We start from the raw sequence: 20,401 nt of genomic DNA, 5'->3' as shown, positions 1-20,401 counted from the left end.
GTCAACCCGTCCTTGGGGGCTTGATGGCGACCATCCGGGCCGCCAACATCCCCGAAAGCCATCCCCCACGCCTTTAGCAAAGCTTTACAACGGGATAGCTTCTAAGTTAAGGCCATGCCTTCGAGGCAAGCGGCCAGACCCGATTCCCAGGCCGGCAGCCTCAGGCCGAAATAATCTTCCAGTCGGTGATGGTCGAGCACCGAGTAGGCGGGCCGTTTGGCCGGCGTGGGGAAGTCGGCGCTGGTGATCGCATCGATTCGGGCGGCGGAATTCGGCAATAAGCCCTGTTCGACGGCCAATTCCCGGATTTTACATGCGAAGCCATACCAGGAGGTTTGACCGTCGCAGGTCAAGTGATAGATCCCTGCCGATTCCTGGAGATTTAAACGGGTCCGGGCCAGCATTTGAGCGCTGGCTTCGGCGATCCAGCGGCTCCAGGTGGGGCTGCCGATCTGGTCGTCCACGATGCCCAACTGGCTTCTCTCGCCCATCAAGCGCAGCATGGTCAACAGGAAATTGTGTCCGCGGCCGCCGTAGACCCAGGCGGTGCGCAAAATCCAGTAGTTTCCGCCGCAGGCTCGAATGGCCTCTTCTCCCTTCAGTTTGGTGCGACCGTAGACCCCTTGGGGGCCGGTGGTATCGTCCTCGTGGTAGGGACGATCGGCGTCGCCGGTAAACACGTAATCGGTGGAGAAGTGCACCAAGCCGGCGCCGATGCGCTTGGCCTCCTCGGCAAGAACGCCGGGAGCGACGGTGTTGATTCGTTGGGCCAGTTCCGGTTCCTGTTCGGCTCGATCCACCGCGGTATAGGCGGCGGCGTTGACGATGAGTCCGGGTTTCAGGGTCCGGACGACATCCGCCAAGCCATCCGGCCAGGATAGATCCAGCGCCGGTTCGGAGCGGCGGTCCAAAGCGACGACTTGGCCCAGCGGAGCCAAGGTACGGCGCAGTTCCCAGGCGACTTGGCCGTTGCGGCCGAGGAGTAGTATGGGCTTCATGAATTTTCGCAGGTCGGCAGAGCCTCGGGAGGCAGGTCTTTCAACCAATACCCGTTGCTGTCCTTGTCCGAGAGCACCGGCGCTGCGACCGGCCAATCGATGCCGATGTCCGGATCGTCCCAACGCAGGCTGTACTCGGTTTTAGGCTGATAGAAATCGGTACATTTGTAGGCGAACAGGGCTTCGTCGCTCAGTACGCAGAAACCATGGGCGAAGCCTTCCGGGACGTAGAGTTGACGGTGGTTGTCGACGGACAGTTCGTAACCGACCCAATGACCGAAGGTGGGGGAGCCTCGGCGGATGTCCACCGCCACATCGTAGACCGCGCCGCGCAGGACCTGAACCAGTTTGCCCTGGGGCTGTGGCCACTGATAATGGAGCCCGCGAAGAATGCCCTTGCGGGACAGGGACAGATTGTCCTGAACGAAATCCACCTTCAAGCCGGCCTCCCCATAGCGCCGCCGATTCCACGATTCCATGAAGAAACCGCGGGCGTCGCCGAAAACATCCGGTTCGATGAGGCGTACTCCCGGCAGTGTCGTTTCCGTTACTTTCACCACACCGCTCCTTGTTCCAAGACTCGTTTCAGATAAGCTCCGTAGCCGTTCTTTTTGAATATTTCCGCTTGCCGCGCCAGTTGGTCGGCGTCGATCCACTCCTGGGCATAGGCGATTTCCTCTGGGCAGCAGACCTTCAGTCCCTGGCGTTCCTCGATGGTTTGGATGAACTGGGACGCCTGCATCAGGGATTCGTGGGTGCCGGTGTCGAGCCAGGCGATGCCGCGACCTAGTTTTCCCAGATGGAGCCGGTCTTGTTCCAGGTATCGCGCGTTGAGATCGGTGATCTCCAATTCCCCCCGCGGCGAGGGTGTCAGGGATCGGGCCAACTCGCATACCTCGCCGTCGTAGAAATAGATGCCGGTCACCGCCCAGCGGGACTTGGGATGGGCCGGTTTTTCCTCCAGCCCGACGACTTTGCCCCGGGAATCGAATTCCGCCACCCCGTAGCGCTCCGGATCCTTGACCCAATAACCGAAGACGGTGGCGCCTTCCTGGCGTCGGCTGGCGGAGGCCAAAAGCTCGGTCAGGCCGTGGCCGTAGAAAATATTGTCCCCCAGAATCAGGCAGCTGGGATCGGTGCCGACGAAATCCTCGCCGATGATGAACGCCTGGGCCAACCCGCCGGGTTCGGGTTGAACCGCATAGGAAAGTCGGATGCCCCACTGGCTGCCGTCTTCCAACAGCCGTTGAAACAAGGGGGCGTCGTGGGGGGTGGTGATGATCAGGATCTCCCGAATCCCCGCCAGCATCAGCGTAGCCAGGGGATAGTAAATCATCGGTTTGTCGTAGACCGGCAGCAGCTGTTTGCTGACGGCGTGGGTGAGGGGATGCAGACGGGTGCCGGCGCCGCCGGCGAGGATGATTCCTTTGCGCTTGATCGTCATAGCGTCACTCCCAGGCGCTCGCGGCGGTAACTGCCGTCGGTGACCCTTCGGCACCAGGCTTGATTGTCCAGGTACCAGCGAATTGTCTTGGCCAGCCCCGTTTCGAAGGTTTCCTCAGGTGTCCACTCCAGTTCCCGTTGGATTTTGCCGGCGTCGATGGCATAGCGCTGGTCGTGGCCGGGACGGTCGGCGACGAAGGTAATCAATTGTTCATGGGGGCGGTGGGGAGCGTTGGGCAACAGTTCGTCCAAGTGTCGACAAAGGGTCCGCACCACTTCCAGATTGGTTTTTTCGTTGTTGCCGCCGATGTTGTAGACCTCTCCGGGGGTGCCGGAGGCCAGGACTCGCTCGATGGCCCGGCAGTGATCGGCCACGTAAAGCCAGTCGCGCACGTTCGATCCCTTGCCGTAGACCGGCAGCGGTTTGCCTTCCACGGCGTTGAGGATCATCAGGGGAATCAGCTTCTCGGGAAATTGATAGGGTCCGTAGTTGTTGGAGCAGTTGGTGGTCAAGGTGGGCAGCCCGTAAGTGTGATGGTAGGCGCGTGCCAGATGGTCGGAACCGGCCTTGGAAGCCGAATAGGGAGAATTGGGTCGGTACGGCGTGGTTTCGCCGAACTTGCCGGTGGGGCCCAGCGAGCCGTAAACCTCGTCGGTGGACACGTGCAGGAAGCGGAAGTTTCGCCGGTCGGGTTCGGGCAGTTCGCGCCAATAGCGGCGGGCGGCTTCCAGAAGCTCGAAGGTGCCCACCACGTTGGTCTGGATGAAATCGCCGGGCGAATCGATGGAGCGGTCCACGTGGCTTTCGGCGGCGAAGTTGACGATCGCCGCGGGACGATACTCGTCGAGCAGGCGGCGCACCAGGGTCCGGTCGGCAATCGATCCCTGGACGAAAACATGGTTGGGGTCGTCCATCACCGGCGCCAGGGTGTCCAGGTTGCCGGCATAGGTGAGCGCGTCCAGATTGACGATCCGGGTCTCTCCTCGACTTAATTGTCGCAATACGAAATTGCCGCCGATGAAGCCGGCACCGCCGGTCACCAGCCAGGTGGTTGGATTCATCCGCCTCTCCGTTTCAGCATGCCTTTGGAGGGGTTGTAGCCCCACACGGCCAGGATCAAAAATACCGACATGGTACCCAAAGTATAGAGAAATGCATATTGGTTGAAGTGGCCGTAGAGGGCGAAGCGGATCAACTCCACCGCTTGGGAAAAGGGATTGTAGCGGGCCAGGGTGGCGAGCAGGGGACTCGATTCCTCGAGCCGCCAAAGAGGATACAGGGCGGTGGAGAGGAAAAACATGGGGAAAATGACGAAGTTCATCACTCCGGCGAAATTCTCCAGTTGCTTGATGAAAGACGACAGCAGCATTCCCAGGGCCCCCAGCATCATGCCGCCCAGGATTAGCGCCGGGAACACGGCCAGATACCCCGTGGGCGGCGGCTGGATTTGGTAAAGCCAGGCGATGCCCAGAAATACATAGGCCTGCACAATCGAAACCAGGGTGCTCGCCAACAATTTGGAGACCAGCAGATACCAACGGGGCAGGGGGGCCACCAGAAGCATCCGCATGCTGCCCATTTCCCGGTCGTATACCATCGACAGGGAGCTCTGCATGCCGTTGAACAGGAGGATCATCCCGGTCAGCCCGGGGGTAATGTATTCCTCGTAGAGAATATAGGTCTCGTAGGGCGGGATGACCGCGATGCCCAGGGTGGAGCGGAAACCGGCGGCGAAGATGAACAGCCACACCAGCGGTCTCACCAGGGCGGCGACGAAACGTCCCCGTTGATGGACGAAACGGAGCAATTCGCGGGCGCTGATGGCCCGGGTGGCACGCAAATAATGCATCAGGCCCATGCGGCTTTCTCCTCGGTCAGCATCTGGAAGGCTTCAGTCAGGGTTTCCACTTGGGTTTGGCGGATGACTTCGGCGACCACGCCGGTGGCGCGGACCTTCCCTTTATGGAGGACGATCAATTCGTCGGTGGGCGCGACCTCGTCCAGCAGATGGGTGGCCCATAAAACGCCGATGGTTTGCTCCCGGGCCAGTTGATGAAGGTGCCGGACCAGCGCCTGGCGGCTGGGAATGTCGAGGCCCACCGTGGGTTCGTCCAGGAGCAGCAAGGTGGGACGGTGGAGCAGGGCGCGGGCGATTTCCACCCGCCGCCGGTAGCCGCCGCTCAGACTGCGGATTTTGGACTTGCGGTATTCGCGCAATCCGAAGCGTTCCAGTTCGGTTTCGATCCGGTCGCGGGCTTCACGCCCACCGAGGCCGTGCAGGGCGGCGTGATAGCGCAGGTTCTGCAGCACGCTCAGATCCAGATCCAGGGTCGGTTGCTGGAACACCACCCCCATTCGCGCCAGCGCCCGGCGGGGGTGTTTGCGGTTGTCGAAACCGGCGATGCGGATGCGGCCGGTGGGGCTGTCGAAGAGACGGGTGATCAGATTGAACAGGGTGGTTTTTCCCGCGCCGTTGGGTCCCAAGAGGAGCGTACAACGGCCCTCGGGAACGGTGAAGGCAATCTCGTCCAAAGTCGGCTTCTTGCCATAGGCGAAGCCGACGTTTTCGATTTCCAGGGGGGCGTTCATGGCTTGACCGCGACCCCCCAGGGGTAATGGCCCACCGGGATGGATTTGATCGGCTTGAGCCGGGCGGTGTCGATCACGGTCACGTCGTGGCTGGTGCCGTTGGTGGTGTAGAGGCGTTTGCCGTCGTCGGCGAAGGCCAGGTGCCAAACCCGTTGGCCGGTCAAAAGATACTTGACCACTTCCAGTTTTTGGGCGTCGACCACCGCCACCCGGTTGGCCGGACCCAGGGCGACGTAGCCGTAGCGACGCCGGGAATCCACCACCACGCCTACCGGCTGGATCAGCTCCTGGGTGACCCCGGGGATCTTGAAGTGGAGCTTTTTGACTTCCTGTTGGCTGGAGGCGTCGATGACGGTCAAGGTGCTGCCGATTTCCGAAGTTACCCAGAGTTGTTTGCTGTCGGCGGTGAAGGTGGCCGCCCGTGGGCGGGGGTCCACCAGCGTGTTGTGGGCGATCTCCAAGGTTTGGGTATCGATCCAGTGGGCCATGTTGGTAGTTTCCGAGGTGCTCACTACCCATCGGCCGTCGGGACTCACCGCGATGCCTTCCGGCTCCACCCCCACCGGGATGGTTTTGACCACCTCCCCGCTCGCCAGATCGATCACCGTCACCTGGTTGTCGTCCTCGTTGGAGACGTACATGCGCTCGCCCTTCGGGTCGATGGCGAAGGTCTCCGGATCGTCTCCCGAGGGAAGATCGCCGATGATCTTATAGGTGTCGCCGTCCAGAACCTGGATGGTGTCGTCGTCGCTGGCGGCCACGTACAGTTTCCGGTAATCGGGGCTGAGCTTGATGTCGCGAGGGCGGCGGCCGATCTTGACCGTACGGGTCAGTTCCATCGCATCGTCGTCCACCACCGCCAGGGCGTTGTCCTTCTCCAAAGTGACCAGGACGGTATCGGCATAACTCGGGCAAGCAATCAGGAGGCTCAGTACGAGCAGCCACCAGCGAAGATCGTCGTGCAGGGAAATGTATACATATACAGCGTGTTCAGGGCCGTCTTCAGCGGCTATCGATCCTCGAATGTCGGCGGACTCAAGCTTACCCATAATCATCTCCTTAAATGACAGTTGGATTCGCGCTCGTCGTATCCCAGCGCGTCCAGTTCGTTGACCGGGTGTAAGAACTCCTTCAAAGGCGCCACCGTCACCACCGCGTGCGGCCCGGTCAGCAGAATCGGTTGGCGCATTTGACCGTTCCAGGGGCGAAACGACAACGGTCTGCCCTTGAAGCCGGCCAGGGCCAAGCGGTCGCTTAATAGATACTCACGGATTGCATTGAACTCGGTGCTTTGGGTTCGGGTGGCGGCTTCGCCGACGGCGCGAACCGCCAGCCAGCCGGCGTAATCTTCCGATTCCATCCAGCGTCCGGTCTTGTCCCGAAAGCGGTTTTGCAGTTGCTCCGCGCCCCAGCGCTCGTGGGCCGGATGCCAGGCGGTGGCGATCAAGCCGTGGCTACCGGCCACCGGCCGCGGCAGCCAGGTGCGGTAGGGAAAATAATCGCCGAACAGGTCCGCCTCATCGGCCAGCAGCAGGATATCGTAGTTCACTCCCTGGGTGAAGACCGGAACCAACGATTCGGCGGTGCGCCGGGCGTCGAAGGTATGGGTCCAGGGCTTTTCGGCGACGATGTCGATTCCCAGCCGCTCGGCGCTGCGTTTGAGGGCGGCGGCGAAACCCGCGTCCCGGGGCTGCTGGCCGGAAACCAGAAACCAGTCGGTCCAGCGCCGCTTTTTCAGATATTGCCCCAGGGCATCGGCGCGCATGGCGTAACTGGGGAGGGTATGCAGGAGGTTGGCGCGGCAATCGTCGTTGCGCAGGCGATCGTCGTAGGCGCCGACGTTGTACAATAAAATATCTTCCGCACCCGGCATGTCCGCCAGGGCGAGGAGTTTTTCCGCCGGCAGGTTGACGAGGATATGGCGGTAGCCTTCCCGGAGCAAGAAATAGAAAGCCCTTGCCGGGTCTTCGTCTGGTCCCACCACGGCTTCTAATAAACGGAAATTCTGGCCGACGAAGCGGCCGGTGGTGTTGTTGTCGGCGATGCCCAGTTCCGCCCCGCGAAGGCCGGCGTCTTGGTGGAGTGGATCCAAGTTGGTGGCGATCGGCCTCAGATCCTCGCGTTCCTGGCCGAGATAGGCGATGAAAAGCGTTTCTTCCGCCCCCACCGGAGACAGCCAGAAAAATAGCGCCAAAACGGACAATCGAATCCACATAACCTTAAATCATGACCAAAGCAGTCGAAAATTATAACCGATCCGACTCTCTTTCACGGGTTTGGCTGTTGTGCGGCCACAAAGCAGGGGACAACCAGCAGCTTCTCGCCTTGGCCGACGCACTCGCTTGGCCCTATACCGTCAAACGCATGCACTATCGCGCATATGAGTTGCTGGTCGGTCGCTGGGGCGCGACTTTGGCGGGAATCCGGCGCAAGCAAAGCGATGCCCTCGATCCGCCTTGGCCGGATCTGATCCTGACCGCCGGGCGTCGCAACGAGCCGGTGGCGCTCTGGATTCGAAAGCAGGCCGCCGAAACCGGCCGAACCGTGCGAATCGTCCATCTGGGCCGGCCGTGGGCGCCACTTCGTTATTTCGATTTAATCGTGACCACGCCCCAATATCAATTGCCTCGTTTGTCTAACGTCTACTACATCCCCTTTCCGCTTCATCGTCTGACGGGCGAAAAACTGCGGTCGGCGGCGGCCGATTGGAGATCGAAGATCACCGCGCCCGGGCCTTATATCGCCCTCCTGGTGGGGGGCAGCAGCGGACCTTATGTTTTCGATGCGCGCGCAGCGTCGGAACTGGCTCGGCAGGCCAGCGTGCTGGCGCGGGAAAAAGGCGCCTCTCTACTCGTGACCGGCAGTGCCAGAACTTCGGCCGAGGCGATGGAGGCTCTGGCCGAGCGAATCGATGTGCCGGCCGAGATCCATCGCTGGCGGCCGAGCGATCCGGACAATCCTTATTTGGGGTATCTCGCCTTGGCGGAGGAGGTTATCGTCACGGGCGAGAGCATGTCCATGCTCGCCGAGGCGTGCTTTACCGGCAAGCCGGTCCATATTTTTCCATTCGGCGCCGGACGATGGGCGATGCGAGCCGAATCCCCCCTCCCGCCGGGGCGGCACTGGTGGGATCGGGAGCGGCTGAAGGCTTGGCGTAGTGCGATCGGCCTCATTCTGGCGCCGCGGCGGCTACGACGCGATATTCGCCGGATTCTGCAGGATGCGATTGCAGTCGGGCGAGCGGTATGGCTGGGAGAGCCCTTCGTAGCGGGACCGCCTCCCTTGGCGGATGAGTTGGCGCGCACGGTGGAGCAAGTGAGAACCATGCTAAAAAAGTCCGTTCAAGAAGGAATGCAGGAAACCATTTCAAAATAATAGGGTCCCCTTGACAGCCGTACCGCTGTATTTGTTACGGTGAAAAACTTTATTTATATAAACAGGATTACCCATATGTTCGATTTCCCTCGTAAAGCTCTGAAGCCGGTCATCGTTTCCCTGGGATTGACGATGAGCTTCACTTTGGCGGCCGCCGAAACCGATCCCATGTCATCCGGCGGTGGACAATCCGCGATGGATGCGGCTTCGGCGCAAATGTCGCTGCAACAAAAAGCGCAATCCCTGCAGGCGCAATTGCAAGACATTCAGCAAAAAGCATTGGAAGCCAAGCCGGAATTGAAAAAGCAAGGCGCCGATCTCCAGCAGTTGATCCAGAAAACCATAGAGGCGGAAGGCGTGTCGCTGGAAAACGATGTCGCACGGCTGAAGGAATTGAAGAAAAAAGCCCAGCAAACGGGAGTGGAGCAAGCCCAGCGCGAAGAGTTGGCTCGGGAGTTTCAGCAAACCCGCCAAGCATTGGTGCAGGCCCAGCAAAAAGCGATGCAGGATGAGACCGTGCAAAAGCAACAGCAGGCGTTCCAATCGGCCTTGATGGACGCCATGCAAGAGCAAAACCCCGACACTAAAAATCTGGTAAGCCAATTGCAGCAGATTATGCAGCAACTGCAGCAAAGCCGCATGCAACAAATGATGCAACAGCAGCAGCAATAGTCAGTAGGCCGATTGCGAACCTAGGAGTGAAAATCGTCCGGCACGTCTCCATGCGACAGGATGCGTCGCAAGCGATCCAGGGCGGAGCAGGCGCTGAGGTGCCGGATCCACTCCCGACCGCGGTAGGTGGCGAAGCGGTGGCTATGGATTCGGGTTTGGCCGTCGGGGGTGACCAGGCCGATGTAGATTAGGTCCGCGGTTCCGGTAACGCTCAGGCCCCAGTCCGACTGAAATCGCCGTTTGACCCCCCGAGCCATTTGCTCGGCGACTTGCGGACTGGCCTCTCCAAACCGCTCCAGAATCTCCGGCTCGACACCCATCAGAGCGATCATCAAAGCCGGGTCGCAGGCGATCACGCCGCCGCGGAAGTAATCGGCGCTTTCCGGTTCCTGAGCGATCATCCGACCCAGGTCTCCGCCGTGGCAGGATTCGGCGACGGCAAGGGATTGACCTTGCGACCGCAGCCGGGCTCCCGCCACGGATGCCAGGGAATCGTCGTCGCTGCCGTAGCAGTCCGGTCCCGCCACTGCCCGCAAGCTCGTTTCCACCGGCTCGATCAAGGCCAAGGCCGCCTCCCGGGTGGCAGCGCCGGCGCTGATTCTGAGTCGGACTTCGCCCTTGCCGCCGTAGGGTGCTACGGTCGGGTTTTCGAGTTCCAGAAAAGAGGCGACCTTTTCCGCCAACGCCGACTCGCCGATTCCCCAGAAGCGTAACGTTCGGCTGACGATGGTGGTTCGCCCCCAGCCCCGGCTTATCAGATAAGGCGCGGCGGTTTCGGTCCACATCCGCTGCATTTCGCCGGGTACGCCGGGAAAGGTCAGCAAAGTCAATCCGGAACGAGGCTGCCAGATCATCCCCGGGGCGCTGCCGATGGGGTTGGGCAACATCTCGGCGCCGCGGGGAAGCAGGGCCTGCTTGCGGTTGCTCTCCGGCAGAGAACGATGGGAATGGGCGTATTTCTCCTGGATGTCCGCCCAAATTTCGGGGCGAAACTCCAGCGGCGCCCCGAAAAAGTCGGCCAAGGTTTCCGTGGTCAGATCGTCCGGAGTCGGACCGAGACCGCCGGTAAAGACGAGCAAATTGGAACGCTCGCAGGCGATGGAAATCACCTGCTTGATCCGCTCGGGATTGTCCCCGACCACGGTTTGGTAATAGTGGGGAATACCCAGCAGCGCCAATTGCCGGGCCAAAAAATGGGCGTTGCTGTTACGAATGTCGCCCAGCAACAATTCGGTGCCGACACAGATGACTTCGGTGCTGGCCGGGGTGGGATCTTTTTTCATTTTTCGTATTCTATGATTGGGGGTGGGATCGTGTCATCTTCTAACGCCAGGTGCAACACTTCCGCCGGATGGTAGGCGCGCACGCCCAGGCAGTCGAGAATCTGCCGTCGACAGCTGGTGCCCGGTGCCACTACCAGGCTGTCCGGATCCGCTTGCCGGATCGCCGGCAGCAGGACGAGTTCGGCGATTGCAAGAGAAATCTCGTAATGTTCTTTTTCGTATCCGAAAATCCCCGCCATGCCGCAGCAGCCGGAAGGAATCGCCTCGATGCGGGTGTCGGGGATGACGGAAAGCGTTGCCAGTAGCGGTTCCATGCCCACCAGGGCTTTTTCGTGGCAGTGGCCGTGCACCAACACTTCCTTTCCCAATGGGGAAAATAGGGAGCGTGCCGAGGATGCCGCCTTCTTCGCGATGAATTCTTCGAACAGAAGGATTTGCTCGGCGATCCGGCGAGCCTTTTGTCTCAGCTTACCGTCGGCGAGCAAGTCGACGGCTTCGTCTCGGAAAGTCAAAACCTCGGACGGTTCGAGACCGACGATGAAACGGCCCGCCGCCGCATGGGGATAAAGCTGCTCCACCGCTGAAGTCAATCGCTCTCGGGCTTGTCGCAGCATTCCTTGGCTGATCTGGATGCGCCCGGATTCCAGGCAAGGAGTGATTCGAACCCGGCAACCCAGCCGGTTTAACACTTCCAGAGCCGCGATACCGATGTGCGGTTCGTAATATTCGGTGAAGAGGTCGTTGAACAAGACGACCGTTTCCCCCTGCCCGGTATCGGCAGGGCGCTGCCTCAGCTGATGGCTGAAGCGCTGTGGGGCCAAGGGCGGCAGGGGGCGTTGGGGGTGAAATCCCAGCAGCGATTTGATCCGGCCCGGAGCGGACAATACGTTGCTCAGTCGGGGGAAACGGCCGGCGGTTCCGATGAGGCGGTCGAGATTCCCCACCAGCCGAGCCCGCCGGGGCAAACCGAACCGGTCGTGATAATGCTGCAGGAATTCGGCTTTCATGCGGGCCATGTCCACATTGGCGGGACATTCCGCCTTGCAGCCCTTGCACGACAGGCACAGATCGAGGGCTTCGCGCAATAAACCGGCATCCTCGCCGGCCCATCCGGCGGGGTTGGCCATCACCTGCCGGAAGATATTAGCCCGGCCGCGGGTGCCGTGCTTTTCCTCGCGCGTGGCCATGTAAGAAGGACACATGGTGCCGTGGCCGGCGGTTTTCAAGCAAACCCCCGCGCCGTTGCATTGGGAGGTGGCGGTCTCGAAGCCTCCCTGCCGGCGCCAGTCGAAATGGGTGGAAACCGGTTGCCTGTGGCCGGCAAGCCGCAAGTGCTCGGTCAGTCGCCGGTTGTCGAGGGAGGCATGGGGATTCAGCAGGTCATGGGGATCGAACACCTGCTTGACCGCTTGTAACAGCTTGATTATTTCCCGGCCCATCAGGCGTTCCAGAAAAGGCGCCCGCAAACGGCCGTCGCCGTGTTTGGCGGAAAGGGTTCCGCGGTAGCGGATGACCAGATCGGCCACCTCTTCCAAAATTTGGGTGAATTTCTGTTGTTCGCTCGCCAGGTCCAGTTGGGGGCGAAAGTGGATCATCCCCCGGCCCACCGGGCCATAAATCACGCATTCCGTCCCGTGGCGGGCCATCAGATTTTGCATGTCCCGGACATAGGCGGGCAGATCGGCGACCGCCACCGCGGTATCCTCGATGCCGGTCACCGCCTTTTTCCGGCCGGGGATGCCCATCAGGAGCCCCAACCCGGCTTTGCGCAAGGTCCAGGCTTGTTCCATTTCGGGCGGGTCCAGTACCACATGGGCATAGCCCATGTGCGGCCCGCGCAGTTCCGTGAGCACGCCGGTCAATTGGTCGTCCAAATCCTGATCCGATTGGCCAGTGAATTCGGCCAGCAGGACCGCGCCCGGATCGCCTTGCAGCCAAAACCGGTTGCGCCGCTGTTCCAGGTTGTTCTGGGTCAAGGCCAGGATATGCCGATCCACCAGTTCCAGGGCCGCCGGCCCGTGGGACAGGACGGGAGCGACGGCTTTCAAAGCCCGGTCGACCTCCTCGAAGTGGATGCATAGCAGTTTCCGGGAGGTGGGCAAGGGGACCAGATTCAATTCAATTTCGGTTACCAGGGCCAAGCCGCCCTCGCTGCCACACAGGAGCCTGGCCAGGTTGAAGGCCGGACCCTGTGGCACCCAAGGCTGCCCGCTCGCCAGCACATCCAAGGCATAGCCCGCATTTCGGGGGATATGGTCGGGACGGGGGAAGCGCAGGAGGATCAAATCGCGGTGCGCTTCTATCAGGTGGTAAACGGTGCGATAAATTTGGCCCTCTAAGTTTTCTAGCCGAAGCTTCTCCTCCAATGCTTCCGGCCTCAAGGGACCGAACCGGGCCACGCTGCCGTCGCTCAACACTGCTTCCACCGAATGGACATGCTCGCGCGTGGTGCCATAGCGCAAGCCGTGGATGCCCGAGGCATTGTTGCCCAGCATGCCGCCGACCGTGCAGCGGTTGGAGGTGGAGGGGTCGGGAGCGAACATCAGTCCTTGAGGCCGCAGTTTTTCGTTGAGATCGTCCCGGATCACCCCCGGCTGTACCCGCACCCGCCGACGGGCACCGTCCACTTCCAGAATTTGGTTCATATAGCGGCTGCAATCGACCACCAGACCTTCGCCCACGCATTGGCCGGCCAGACTGGTGCCCGCCGCTCGCGGAATCAAGGGGAGTCGCTGGCGGGCGGCGAATTGCATGACGGCGATGCAGTCATTTCGGCCGCGCGGCCTGGCGATCGCCCGGGGCAGTTGCTGATAGGGCGAGGCATCGGTGGCGTAGAGCATGCGGGACAACGGATCGCCCAGCACATCGCCCTCGAGGGTCCGATCGAGTTCAGTCAAGGCGGGCGGTGCATTAGCTGACATAGAAAGTGCAGCCTAGTGGAGTCCTTCGAGCGGTCAGTTTATCCATGCGTCGAAGGAACTGTCACGGAAAGAGGCACAAATCGGCGGTTTTTGCCGATTTGTGCGGATGCCCGATCTATGCGGCCTTCTGCTGCGCCGGCAATTCCCAGCCCAGGGGATGCCCCGGCGGGGGCGCCAAAGGCTCGATTCGCTCCATCACCTCGAAGGCGTCGTGGCGGACGTGATTTTTCGCCATCTCGGCGCGGACTTGCTCTGCGCTCACCAAGCCCTTTTCCAGGCACTCTTTCACCAGCCCGAAGAAGTAGCGTTCCTGGTTGGGGTCCGGATGGGTCCGGTAGCGGCCCAGCAGCGCGTATTCGCCAAACAAATGACGGCGGGCGCGTAGGATCAAGCCCCACAGGTTTTTCTTTTCCGCCGGGCGAAAATCCACCGGGAGTCCGGATTTCCACGGTTGGGTCTTGCGCTTGGTGGTGTGGAGCATTTTGGTTTGCGGCGTGAGCTTGTCGAAATCGTTCCATTCGTTTTCGAACAGCTCGATGAGATCCCGCGGCTCCCGCTTGAGACAGATCCAGTCCATGTAATCGACCTGGAAGTCGAATAGTTGCTGAAAGGTTTCCTCCACCTTCCAATGGGTCAACTTGGCGCAGTCCAAGAGCATGACGCTGCTGGCCAGGCAGCCTTCCTTGCCTTTCTTGCCGGTCCGCGGACGGCACATCAGGCCGGCGCCGCCCATCTCCTTAGAAAGGAGTTCCCAGACGTCTCCCACGGCGAACACGTCGGGGTCGACCACCACCGCCCGGCCTTGATAATGCATCAATTCCGGCGGCATGAAGCGGAGCGGGGTGAACGATTGCAGGTCGTCGTTGAGCCACTGACGCCGCTGGCCGTCGCGCAAATACCATTGTCCCTCCTTGGCATGCAGGAAGGGATAATCCTCGTGATGGATGATCTCCACTTCGAACCGGTCGGCGTGGAGGGAATTGCGCTTCATGCTGTAGGCGGACACCACCGCCCCCAGCCATTGCTTGTGGTTGGTGTGAATAAAGACGCGGTAATCCATGGATGCGAACCTCTTGCCCCGGTTTGAACGAATGTCCAGTTTAATCAAACAATTCCATAAAATCGATAAGGTTAAGGCGTGAGTTTGACCTTAAGCCCCAGTGTCCGAATTTTTTCCGCGAACTCTTCCATCCAGGATGCGGGCAGGGGGGCCAAGCGCTCCGCCTCCGGTTGCATGGAAGGTCGGGCCAGTCCGTAAAGCAGCACGCCGCGGAGTGGAATATGCCGCGCTGTGGTGGTGGCGAGAAAATCCAGATAGGCGTGTTGTTCTTCTTGGGAAGGGGACTCGCCGTCGAGCATGAACAGGCAGGTCTGAATCCAAATCGGACAGAGCCGGGCGGCGGTTTCCAGATTGGCCAGGACCCGCTCCGGGGTGATGGCGGCGCCGTTGCTCCGCCGAATGCCTTCGGCGGTGGCGCTGTCGACCTTGAACCACAGCTCTCCCCCCAGCTTGTTCCAACGGGCCAGACCCCGCTGTACTTCCGGTCGCTGAATGAGGCTGCCGTTGCTGATGATGACCTTGCCGATTTGCGGGGGCAGGGGGATTTCGGCCAAGGTTTGCTCGATGGCGGCGATGGCCTGGTCGAATTCCGCCAGGGTGGTGGGCTCGCCGTTTCCCGAAATGGAGATGTCCTTGAGGGTTCGATGATCGGGAGGAACCTGGAAGCGTTGATAGAAAGTGCCGTCCAGGATCGATTCCAGAAGGCCGCGCAATTCCCGTTGTAATCGAGCTTTATCCAGCGGCGGGGCGGTGCCGCGCTGTAAATCGGGTACCTGGCAGTAGAGGCAACGCCAGTTGCAGGCGTTGTTGGGATTGAAATTGATCCCCACCGAGATTCCGCCCGCGCGGCGGGAGACCACCGGGTAGACGTAGGTCAGGCCGGCGCTGTCGCGGCGGTGATCGGTGACGGTCAGGGTTCGGGTCACGTCAGTAATCGTCCTCCAATGGCCGGGGGACGGCCTGTTCGCCGATGAAACGCCAAAAATCCAAGGTGCCTTGTTCTTCGAAAGGGACGCGGATATCCCGAGTCCATCCTCGGCCCAGGCTGAGATGACCTCTCACTTGATAATCGATCGGTCGGCGGGTGCCCAATTCCACGATCTGTTTCAGTAATCCCAGGGTTTGGACCGTGGCGATCACGTCCACATCCTGTCGGCCGTAAGCGGGCACGCGGATTTCATGTTCGGCCAAACCGCGGGCCAGGGGTTGGTCGTTGAGAAGCACGTCGGCGACCACGCCGTTGATGTCGAAGCCGTAGGCGTTGGGATTGTCGACTCGGAGGGTGACCAAAAAATCCTGGGCCAGGAGCTTGCCGCCGCGTAATCGAACGTCGACCACCGAAACCCTGGGTTGTTCGAAGGTGGAGAGATTGGCGCAGCCGGTCAACCAAAATAGCAGGAAGCCGCAAAGGCCGAACATCGATAGGGCGCGCATGGAAGTGATTCCGGCGTTGTTAAATGTCTTATTATATCATGGGTTATTAGCTCGACTTTTCCCATCGGGGATATAGTGAAACAAGCACTTAAAAGGGAAATGGGAGTTTTTACGTACCGGTTTCACCACCTCCCTCGAACTCAGCGTTGCTGAATCGCAACACGTTGCAGTTCTCCTTCACAGTCCGCTGCAGTGCCTCATCAAATCCGTCGCGGCTCTTGGCTTCGATTTCGACTGATATCGTCACGTCGACCCCCAGCTTGGCGGTGAAATGCTGAACCACTTCCTCCATGATCGTGGCAAAATCCATCTTCGCTTTTACCGGGTCCACGGCGATGGTGCCGTAGAACTGCTTTTTAACGGCAGCGGTGCTTCCTGAATCCGGTTGTCCCATTTCACCTGGTGTCGGGGGTGGCGTGGTGCCTGCTTTGCCTGTCGCGCCTGAGGTTGCCGCGCCGCCCGCTTCACCGGGTTGGGTCGGTTGCGGTGATGGTTGTGCGGCTTGACGGATGCGCTCGACGTAGGCTACGGCTGCTTCACGATCAATCAGCAACGACGATTCATCCAGGGTGACGCTGGCACTGTGGCCAAAGCTAAAGCCGAGGTAACGGTCGCCTTCCTTGCCGGAAGCAAAACCAAAGTAATCCTCGCTTTCAACGCCTTTAGAAAGGGCGTCGCGGAAGACATGATCATTCACCAGCCGCGGCAGGTACAGGTAGTGGCAGGTGTCTTGCCAGACTTTCAGCGCGCTGACTTCTGTCACCCCGTCCTTCAAATACCACTGCTTGAGCACGTTGCGCAGGTGGATAGGAGACCACTCATAGATGACCCATTCTTCTTCGCGCAGCGTATTTTCGATGGTTTGTACCAGGCTGGGAATCGTGGGTGATACGGAGACCACCTCCCAGTTCAGGGTTGGTTTGCCTTTGACGAAATCTTCGATCGGCGCGATCAGCCACTTGTAGGTTTCCCGAATCAACTGCGTCAGGGACTGTTCCGCCCTGTCTCGATGGCGCTTGGCCTGGTTGAGATGTGAGAGATCCTGGTTCAGTGTGCCATTTTCGATATCGGTGACGATGGATTGCCAAGCCAGATAAATGCGGCCTTGTTCCTTCAGCCGGCTCACCACATCAAAATCCGGTGCCAGAAAGATCAACCGGTTCCGTTTCTGCCGGGGCTGGTCGCCTCGATGATGCAATAGCTTTTCCGCCTCCATAAAAGCCGGATTGATCTCGGCGCGGCTGTAGGCGGCATTGGTCGGCAGCACCACCAGGCGTGGACCGGAACCGTAGTCGTCGGGAACGTCCCCCGACGGGGTGAATACATGAATGCCGCCGAACCGGTGGTTGCGGCCAAAGGCGCGCGTCACGCGATTTTTCAGCAGCGGCAGCAGCTCGTCGCGCTCGCTAATGTTCTGCTTGCGGCTTTCCATTTCCCGGCGCAGGTTGGGCTTGGTATCCAGCCAGTAGCGGTCCTGCTCGGCATAGAGATAATGCAAGCGATCGCGCAGGCGCTTCAACACATCCTCGAACACACCGATGGTCTGGCCGGGCTGGACCGAGCCGAGCAGGATGCGCTCGGTCTGGATACCCCGGATCATCTGCTCCCGGGTGGAGGGCGCACTGCCCAGAAAAATGGTGCGGGCGGTGCGGCGCGCGGCCTGCACGCCGCCGAACAGGGTATGGTGGCCGTCGATTTCATAAGGGACCGAGTGGGGGCCGTCCACTTCGCGCTCGATCACCGGCTCCCAGCCCTGGGGCAGGTAGTGGATACTCTTGTGGCGCACATTGCTGTCTTCCAGCGGCAGGGAGCCGGGCATGATCAGCGCGTCCTTGTTATCCGAGTTCCACAGCCGGTGGATGACGATGGCCATGTATTGGAGCACGCCGCGGGTGCGCTGGAATTTCTCCAGCGTGGACCAGTCCTCGTAGAGCCGGTCGAAGATCTCCGGGTGGATGGGGTAGGAGCGGCACAGGCGCTCGAAGTATTCGTTGGACTGGGTCTCTACGGGGAACTTGTCGGCGTGCTGCCGGTAGAAGTCGGAAAACTGCCGGCTGATGCCTTCCACCTGGGCGCGCTCGCCGGGGTTCTCGAACAGCCGCCGGCGCACGATCTCGAACGCTTCCTCGGTGCCCACCGGCTTCCAGACGGACTCCACCCGGGCGAAGTATTTCTCCAGGGAGTTCAGCGCGCGCTGACCCATGGTGCCGCCCGCCTCCAGCTCGGATTCAGGCAGAGAGGCCAGCAGGATGGCGTTGGGTATCGCCTTCATGGCTTCGGTCAGGCCCTGAATAAAGCTGATATTGCTGTCGAAAGTGCCGGCCTTGTACTGCTTGCCCAGCTCCAGTTGGCGGATAAAGGCCACCAGCTCATCCATCAGGATCACGCACGGCGCCGCCTGGCGAATCAGCGCGGTCAAAACCTCTTTGCCGGGCGAGGTGCCGTCGGCATCGCTGCCGGCCACCATCTCATAGCCCGGCTCGCCGAGCAGCTGGTAGGCGAGTTCCCCCCACAAGGTATTAACGTAGGTGTTGCCGTATTGGCGGGGCTGGCTGGGCGACAGCTTGATGCCGTCGATCACCGCGATCTTGGCGCGGGGCAGATCGTGAATGCCGGCCTCGTCCAGTACCGGCGGCACGCCCATCAGTCGGTCGGTGCCGACTTCGCGGCTCGCCAGGTGATAAACCGCCAGCAGCGTATGCGTCTTGCCGCCACCGAAGGCGGTTTGCAGTTGGATGACCGGATCGCCGCCCTGGCCCGCCAGGCGTTGCGCCACCGAGATCAAGAGCAGGCGCATCCCTTCGGTGATGAAGGTGCGGGCAAAGAATTGCTCCGCATCCTGATATTCGGCCGGCGCGGTGCCACCCGCCACCTGGGTGATATCGGCCGCGAATTCCGACTGTTTGAAGGAGCCTTCCAGAACGTCTTGGTGGGGGCGGGCAATCTCGCGCCAAGGCTTTAGACTCATAGTTTTATCCTGTAACGGTCCAGTTCATATTCTGCTTAAGATTGTTTTGATCAACTATTTCAGGATGTGGATCAATTGCCTTAAGCAATTTTTTGAGTTTGCTTTTTAAATCGCTTGGATCGACTGCCTTTGGAAATAGCTTTGATGCCTTGCAAGGCTGCTCAACATGTAATACCACTCTAAGCTGGGTTGCCCGCAATGCCTTCCGTGCAAACTTTTTCTCATCTTGATCGGTCGCATTGCATTGTGCTGCCACCAACCCAGCAATGCTATCTCGTACCTTTTTTGCAACATCCAGTGATAGATTGCTCGGCTTCTTCGAGCCCGGACGCCGATAGTCCTTGACTTCTATGATCCACAGTACGTCATTGTCTATGCAGAGAAAGTCAACGGCTTTGCTGCCGCCGCATATGCTTTGAAACTGGTTCCGAATAAATGACCACTTGTCAAATGCCGTGGCGTCACAACACCCATTCGCAAATGAAAAGGTCAATCCACCTTCTGTAAAATCGTTCACGACATTCCCTCCTTCCATGGATGATTAAATAGCCAGAAACCGATCAGACTGCTCGAGTGATTCATCCAGCAAGATCAGTGGATCAATATCTTCGGGTGTACCACCTTGCGAAATAATCACACCTCCAGAAGTTGTCTTCAGCGCGAAATAACGCTGCCCTACATTTTGGAATTCTTCCTTGCCAGATAAAATCTCCAATTCTCGGAGCAAAAAAAGGCTGTGCGTCGCTAAAATCACCTGGATTCCATGGCAACAGAGAAGGAAGAGTGCTTCAGCGACCAACTTGATAAGCCTCGGATTCAAATTCGTTTCTGGTTCATCCCAGAACAGTGTTCCACCGGGCTGCAGGCTGCCGTTGTCCAATAATTGCATAATAGTCGCCAACTTGCGTAAGCCTTCTGCAAGAAGCGTGATTTCGCGGCGCTGCCTCTTCTTGCCTCTAACCGTATAAACCGTATAAAATCGACCACCTTCGAGTATCACATCTCCCCCTATTGCATTCCCTAATCTTTCAAGCAGTTTTCCAATGAACTCTGGCCTCTCCTTGAGGCGTGGCGAAGAGAGCTTAACGGCCAAATCCCTGAATGTTTCATCAAACGACAATTCACGGGTTTCATACAGTGAGATAAACCCTTCGAAAAAAGAGATCATCTCTTTGCTGGGAAGATACACTGAGCGTCCATAGATGGCGTTTGAGGTTAACCTTTCAGGTAGCTGGTCAATGCTTACTTTGGTTTCAGCGCGATCGGAGAATTGAAAGGCCCAGGTAATCTCATCGTCCATTGGCGGCATAGGGGGTTCATGTGGCATCCTGATCGTCACCGTTGGAATCGAACCTGTCACAGTTCCGTTCACAGACGTCCCTTTTCTTGAGCCGCCAGTGGTAAGGTTACCGATCCTTTCAGGCTTGAAAATATGCAACAGCCGCTCCGAGACGTGCCGTTCAATGGACTCCTTGCTTATAAAACTGCTGCGATCTTTGACCTGTGTCTCCCAGATGGTCGAGATCAAATAGCCCAACTTGAGCAAATGGGTCTTTCCCGTTCCATTCTCCCCCACAATGACATTCAGGCCTTCCGAGAAGCGAAGATTTGCCTTCTTGAATACAGTGAAGTTGGTCAGATTCAGATTGCTCAGCAT

Annotated in this window: 18 protein-coding genes; 2 read left to right on the top strand and 16 right to left on the bottom strand. The window is 59.6% G+C overall.

Annotated elements, in window-relative coordinates; translation table 11 throughout:
* Positions 1–101: 101 nt before the first annotated feature.
* From rfbD to H035_RS0112030, 8 genes are read right to left on the bottom strand one after another with little or no spacing between them, the layout of a single operon-like run.
* Positions 102–998 carry a dTDP-4-dehydrorhamnose reductase gene (gene rfbD, locus H035_RS0112065; protein WP_022949234.1) on the bottom strand — a complete coding sequence of 299 codons (897 nt, stop codon included), beginning with the start codon at positions 996–998 and terminating at the stop codon, positions 102–104.
* On the bottom strand, positions 995–1,555 hold the full coding sequence (gene rfbC, locus H035_RS0112060; protein WP_022949233.1) for a dTDP-4-dehydrorhamnose 3,5-epimerase: 561 nt from the start codon (positions 1,553–1,555) through the stop codon (positions 995–997). Before rfbC ends, rfbD begins: the two co-directional genes overlap by 4 nt.
* Positions 1,552–2,442: a glucose-1-phosphate thymidylyltransferase RfbA gene (gene rfbA / locus H035_RS0112055; RefSeq protein ID WP_022949232.1), complete on the bottom strand. Its 891-nt coding sequence runs from the start codon at positions 2,440–2,442 to the stop codon at positions 1,552–1,554. The genes rfbC and rfbA overlap by 4 nt, the downstream gene beginning before the upstream one ends.
* Positions 2,439–3,503, bottom strand: coding sequence for a dTDP-glucose 4,6-dehydratase (gene rfbB, locus H035_RS0112050; protein ID WP_022949231.1), 1,065 nt, complete (start codon positions 3,501–3,503; stop codon positions 2,439–2,441). The genes rfbA and rfbB overlap by 4 nt, the downstream gene beginning before the upstream one ends.
* Positions 3,500–4,300 carry an ABC transporter permease gene (locus H035_RS0112045; protein ID WP_022949230.1) on the bottom strand — a complete coding sequence of 267 codons (801 nt, stop codon included), beginning with the start codon at positions 4,298–4,300 and terminating at the stop codon, positions 3,500–3,502. Before H035_RS0112045 ends, rfbB begins: the two co-directional genes overlap by 4 nt.
* Positions 4,291–5,031 carry an ABC transporter ATP-binding protein gene (locus H035_RS0112040; RefSeq protein ID WP_022949229.1) on the bottom strand — a complete coding sequence of 247 codons (741 nt, stop codon included), beginning with the start codon at positions 5,029–5,031 and terminating at the stop codon, positions 4,291–4,293. Before H035_RS0112040 ends, H035_RS0112045 begins: the two co-directional genes overlap by 10 nt.
* Positions 5,028–6,080, bottom strand: a complete 1,053-nt coding sequence (locus H035_RS0112035; protein ID WP_022949228.1) for a PQQ-dependent catabolism-associated beta-propeller protein — start codon at positions 6,078–6,080, stop codon at positions 5,028–5,030. The genes H035_RS0112040 and H035_RS0112035 overlap by 4 nt, the downstream gene beginning before the upstream one ends.
* Before the next feature lie 2 nt (positions 6,081–6,082).
* The gene (locus H035_RS0112030) at positions 6,083–7,246 is read right to left on the bottom strand and encodes an ABC transporter substrate-binding protein (RefSeq protein WP_022949227.1); all 1,164 of its coding nucleotides are present in this window, start codon (positions 7,244–7,246) and stop codon (positions 6,083–6,085) included.
* A gap of 11 nt (positions 7,247–7,257) precedes the next feature.
* Between H035_RS0112030 and H035_RS19545 the strand changes: the two genes are divergently transcribed.
* Together H035_RS19545 and H035_RS0112020 are read left to right on the top strand one after the other, a co-directional pair.
* Complete coding sequence (locus H035_RS19545) at positions 7,258–8,406, top strand: mitochondrial fission ELM1 family protein (protein ID WP_022949226.1); 1,149 nt, start codon at positions 7,258–7,260, stop codon at positions 8,404–8,406.
* Positions 8,407–8,481: 75 nt separating this feature from the next.
* Positions 8,482–9,078, top strand: a complete 597-nt coding sequence (locus H035_RS0112020) for a hypothetical protein (protein WP_022949225.1) — start codon at positions 8,482–8,484, stop codon at positions 9,076–9,078.
* A gap of 20 nt (positions 9,079–9,098) precedes the next feature.
* Here the strand turns inward: H035_RS0112020 and H035_RS0112015 are convergent, their stop codons facing one another.
* The 8 genes from H035_RS0112015 to H035_RS0111980 form a co-directional block, all read right to left on the bottom strand.
* Positions 9,099–10,361 carry a competence/damage-inducible protein A gene (locus tag H035_RS0112015; protein WP_022949224.1) on the bottom strand — a complete coding sequence of 421 codons (1,263 nt, stop codon included), beginning with the start codon at positions 10,359–10,361 and terminating at the stop codon, positions 9,099–9,101.
* A complete protein-coding gene (locus tag H035_RS19540) occupies positions 10,358–13,282 on the bottom strand; it encodes an FAD-binding and (Fe-S)-binding domain-containing protein (RefSeq protein WP_051149784.1) in 2,925 nt (974 codons plus the stop codon). Before H035_RS19540 ends, H035_RS0112015 begins: the two co-directional genes overlap by 4 nt.
* Before the next feature lie 115 nt (positions 13,283–13,397).
* Entirely contained in the window at positions 13,398–14,342 is a 945-nt protein-coding gene (locus H035_RS19535) for a hypothetical protein (protein WP_022949222.1), read from the bottom strand.
* A 71-nt stretch (positions 14,343–14,413) separates the two neighbouring features.
* A complete protein-coding gene (locus tag H035_RS0112000; RefSeq protein ID WP_022949221.1) occupies positions 14,414–15,268 on the bottom strand; it encodes a radical SAM protein in 855 nt (284 codons plus the stop codon).
* Between the two features lies 1 nt (position 15,269).
* Positions 15,270–15,776, bottom strand: coding sequence for an LEA type 2 family protein (locus tag H035_RS19530; RefSeq protein WP_022949220.1), 507 nt, complete (start codon positions 15,774–15,776; stop codon positions 15,270–15,272).
* Between the two features lie 109 nt (positions 15,777–15,885).
* Entirely contained in the window at positions 15,886–18,744 is a 2,859-nt protein-coding gene (locus H035_RS0111990) for an ATP-binding protein (RefSeq protein WP_022949219.1), read from the bottom strand.
* 4 nt (positions 18,745–18,748) lie between these two features.
* Positions 18,749–19,261 carry a hypothetical protein gene (locus H035_RS0111985; RefSeq protein ID WP_022949218.1) on the bottom strand — a complete coding sequence of 171 codons (513 nt, stop codon included), beginning with the start codon at positions 19,259–19,261 and terminating at the stop codon, positions 18,749–18,751.
* A gap of 24 nt (positions 19,262–19,285) precedes the next feature.
* Positions 19,286–20,401 carry an AAA family ATPase gene (locus H035_RS0111980; RefSeq protein ID WP_022949217.1) on the bottom strand — a complete coding sequence of 372 codons (1,116 nt, stop codon included), beginning with the start codon at positions 20,399–20,401 and terminating at the stop codon, positions 19,286–19,288.

The organism is Methylohalobius crimeensis 10Ki (genome assembly GCF_000421465.1).
GTDB classification, from domain to species: Bacteria; Pseudomonadota; Gammaproteobacteria; order Methylococcales; family Methylothermaceae; genus Methylohalobius; species Methylohalobius crimeensis.
This window is presented reverse-complemented; position numbering and strand designations above follow the sequence as displayed.

Coding starts and splice junctions, on each gene's coding strand:
- rfbD (WP_022949234.1), bottom strand. CDS start 998: ATGAAGCCCATACTACTCCTCGGCCGCAACGGCCAAGTCGCCTGGGAA.
- rfbA (WP_022949232.1), bottom strand. CDS start 2,442: ATGACGATCAAGCGCAAAGGAATCATCCTCGCCGGCGGCGCCGGCACC.
- rfbB (WP_022949231.1), bottom strand. CDS start 3,503: ATGAATCCAACCACCTGGCTGGTGACCGGCGGTGCCGGCTTCATCGGC.
- H035_RS0112045 (WP_022949230.1), bottom strand. CDS start 4,300: ATGGGCCTGATGCATTATTTGCGTGCCACCCGGGCCATCAGCGCCCGC.
- H035_RS0112040 (WP_022949229.1), bottom strand. CDS start 5,031: ATGAACGCCCCCCTGGAAATCGAAAACGTCGGCTTCGCCTATGGCAAG.
- H035_RS0112035 (WP_022949228.1), bottom strand. CDS start 6,080: ATGGGTAAGCTTGAGTCCGCCGACATTCGAGGATCGATAGCCGCTGAA.
- H035_RS0112030 (WP_022949227.1), bottom strand. CDS start 7,246: ATGTGGATTCGATTGTCCGTTTTGGCGCTATTTTTCTGGCTGTCTCCG.
- H035_RS19545 (WP_022949226.1), top strand. CDS start 7,258: ATGACCAAAGCAGTCGAAAATTATAACCGATCCGACTCTCTTTCACGG.
- H035_RS0112020 (WP_022949225.1), top strand. CDS start 8,482: ATGTTCGATTTCCCTCGTAAAGCTCTGAAGCCGGTCATCGTTTCCCTG.
- H035_RS0112015 (WP_022949224.1), bottom strand. CDS start 10,361: ATGAAAAAAGATCCCACCCCGGCCAGCACCGAAGTCATCTGTGTCGGC.
- H035_RS19540 (WP_051149784.1), bottom strand. CDS start 13,282: ATGTCAGCTAATGCACCGCCCGCCTTGACTGAACTCGATCGGACCCTC.
- H035_RS19535 (WP_022949222.1), bottom strand. CDS start 14,342: ATGGATTACCGCGTCTTTATTCACACCAACCACAAGCAATGGCTGGGG.
- H035_RS19530 (WP_022949220.1), bottom strand. CDS start 15,776: ATGCGCGCCCTATCGATGTTCGGCCTTTGCGGCTTCCTGCTATTTTGG.
- H035_RS0111990 (WP_022949219.1), bottom strand. CDS start 18,744: ATGAGTCTAAAGCCTTGGCGCGAGATTGCCCGCCCCCACCAAGACGTT.
- H035_RS0111980 (WP_022949217.1), bottom strand. CDS start 20,401: ATGCTGAGCAATCTGAATCTGACCAACTTCACTGTATTCAAGAAGGCA.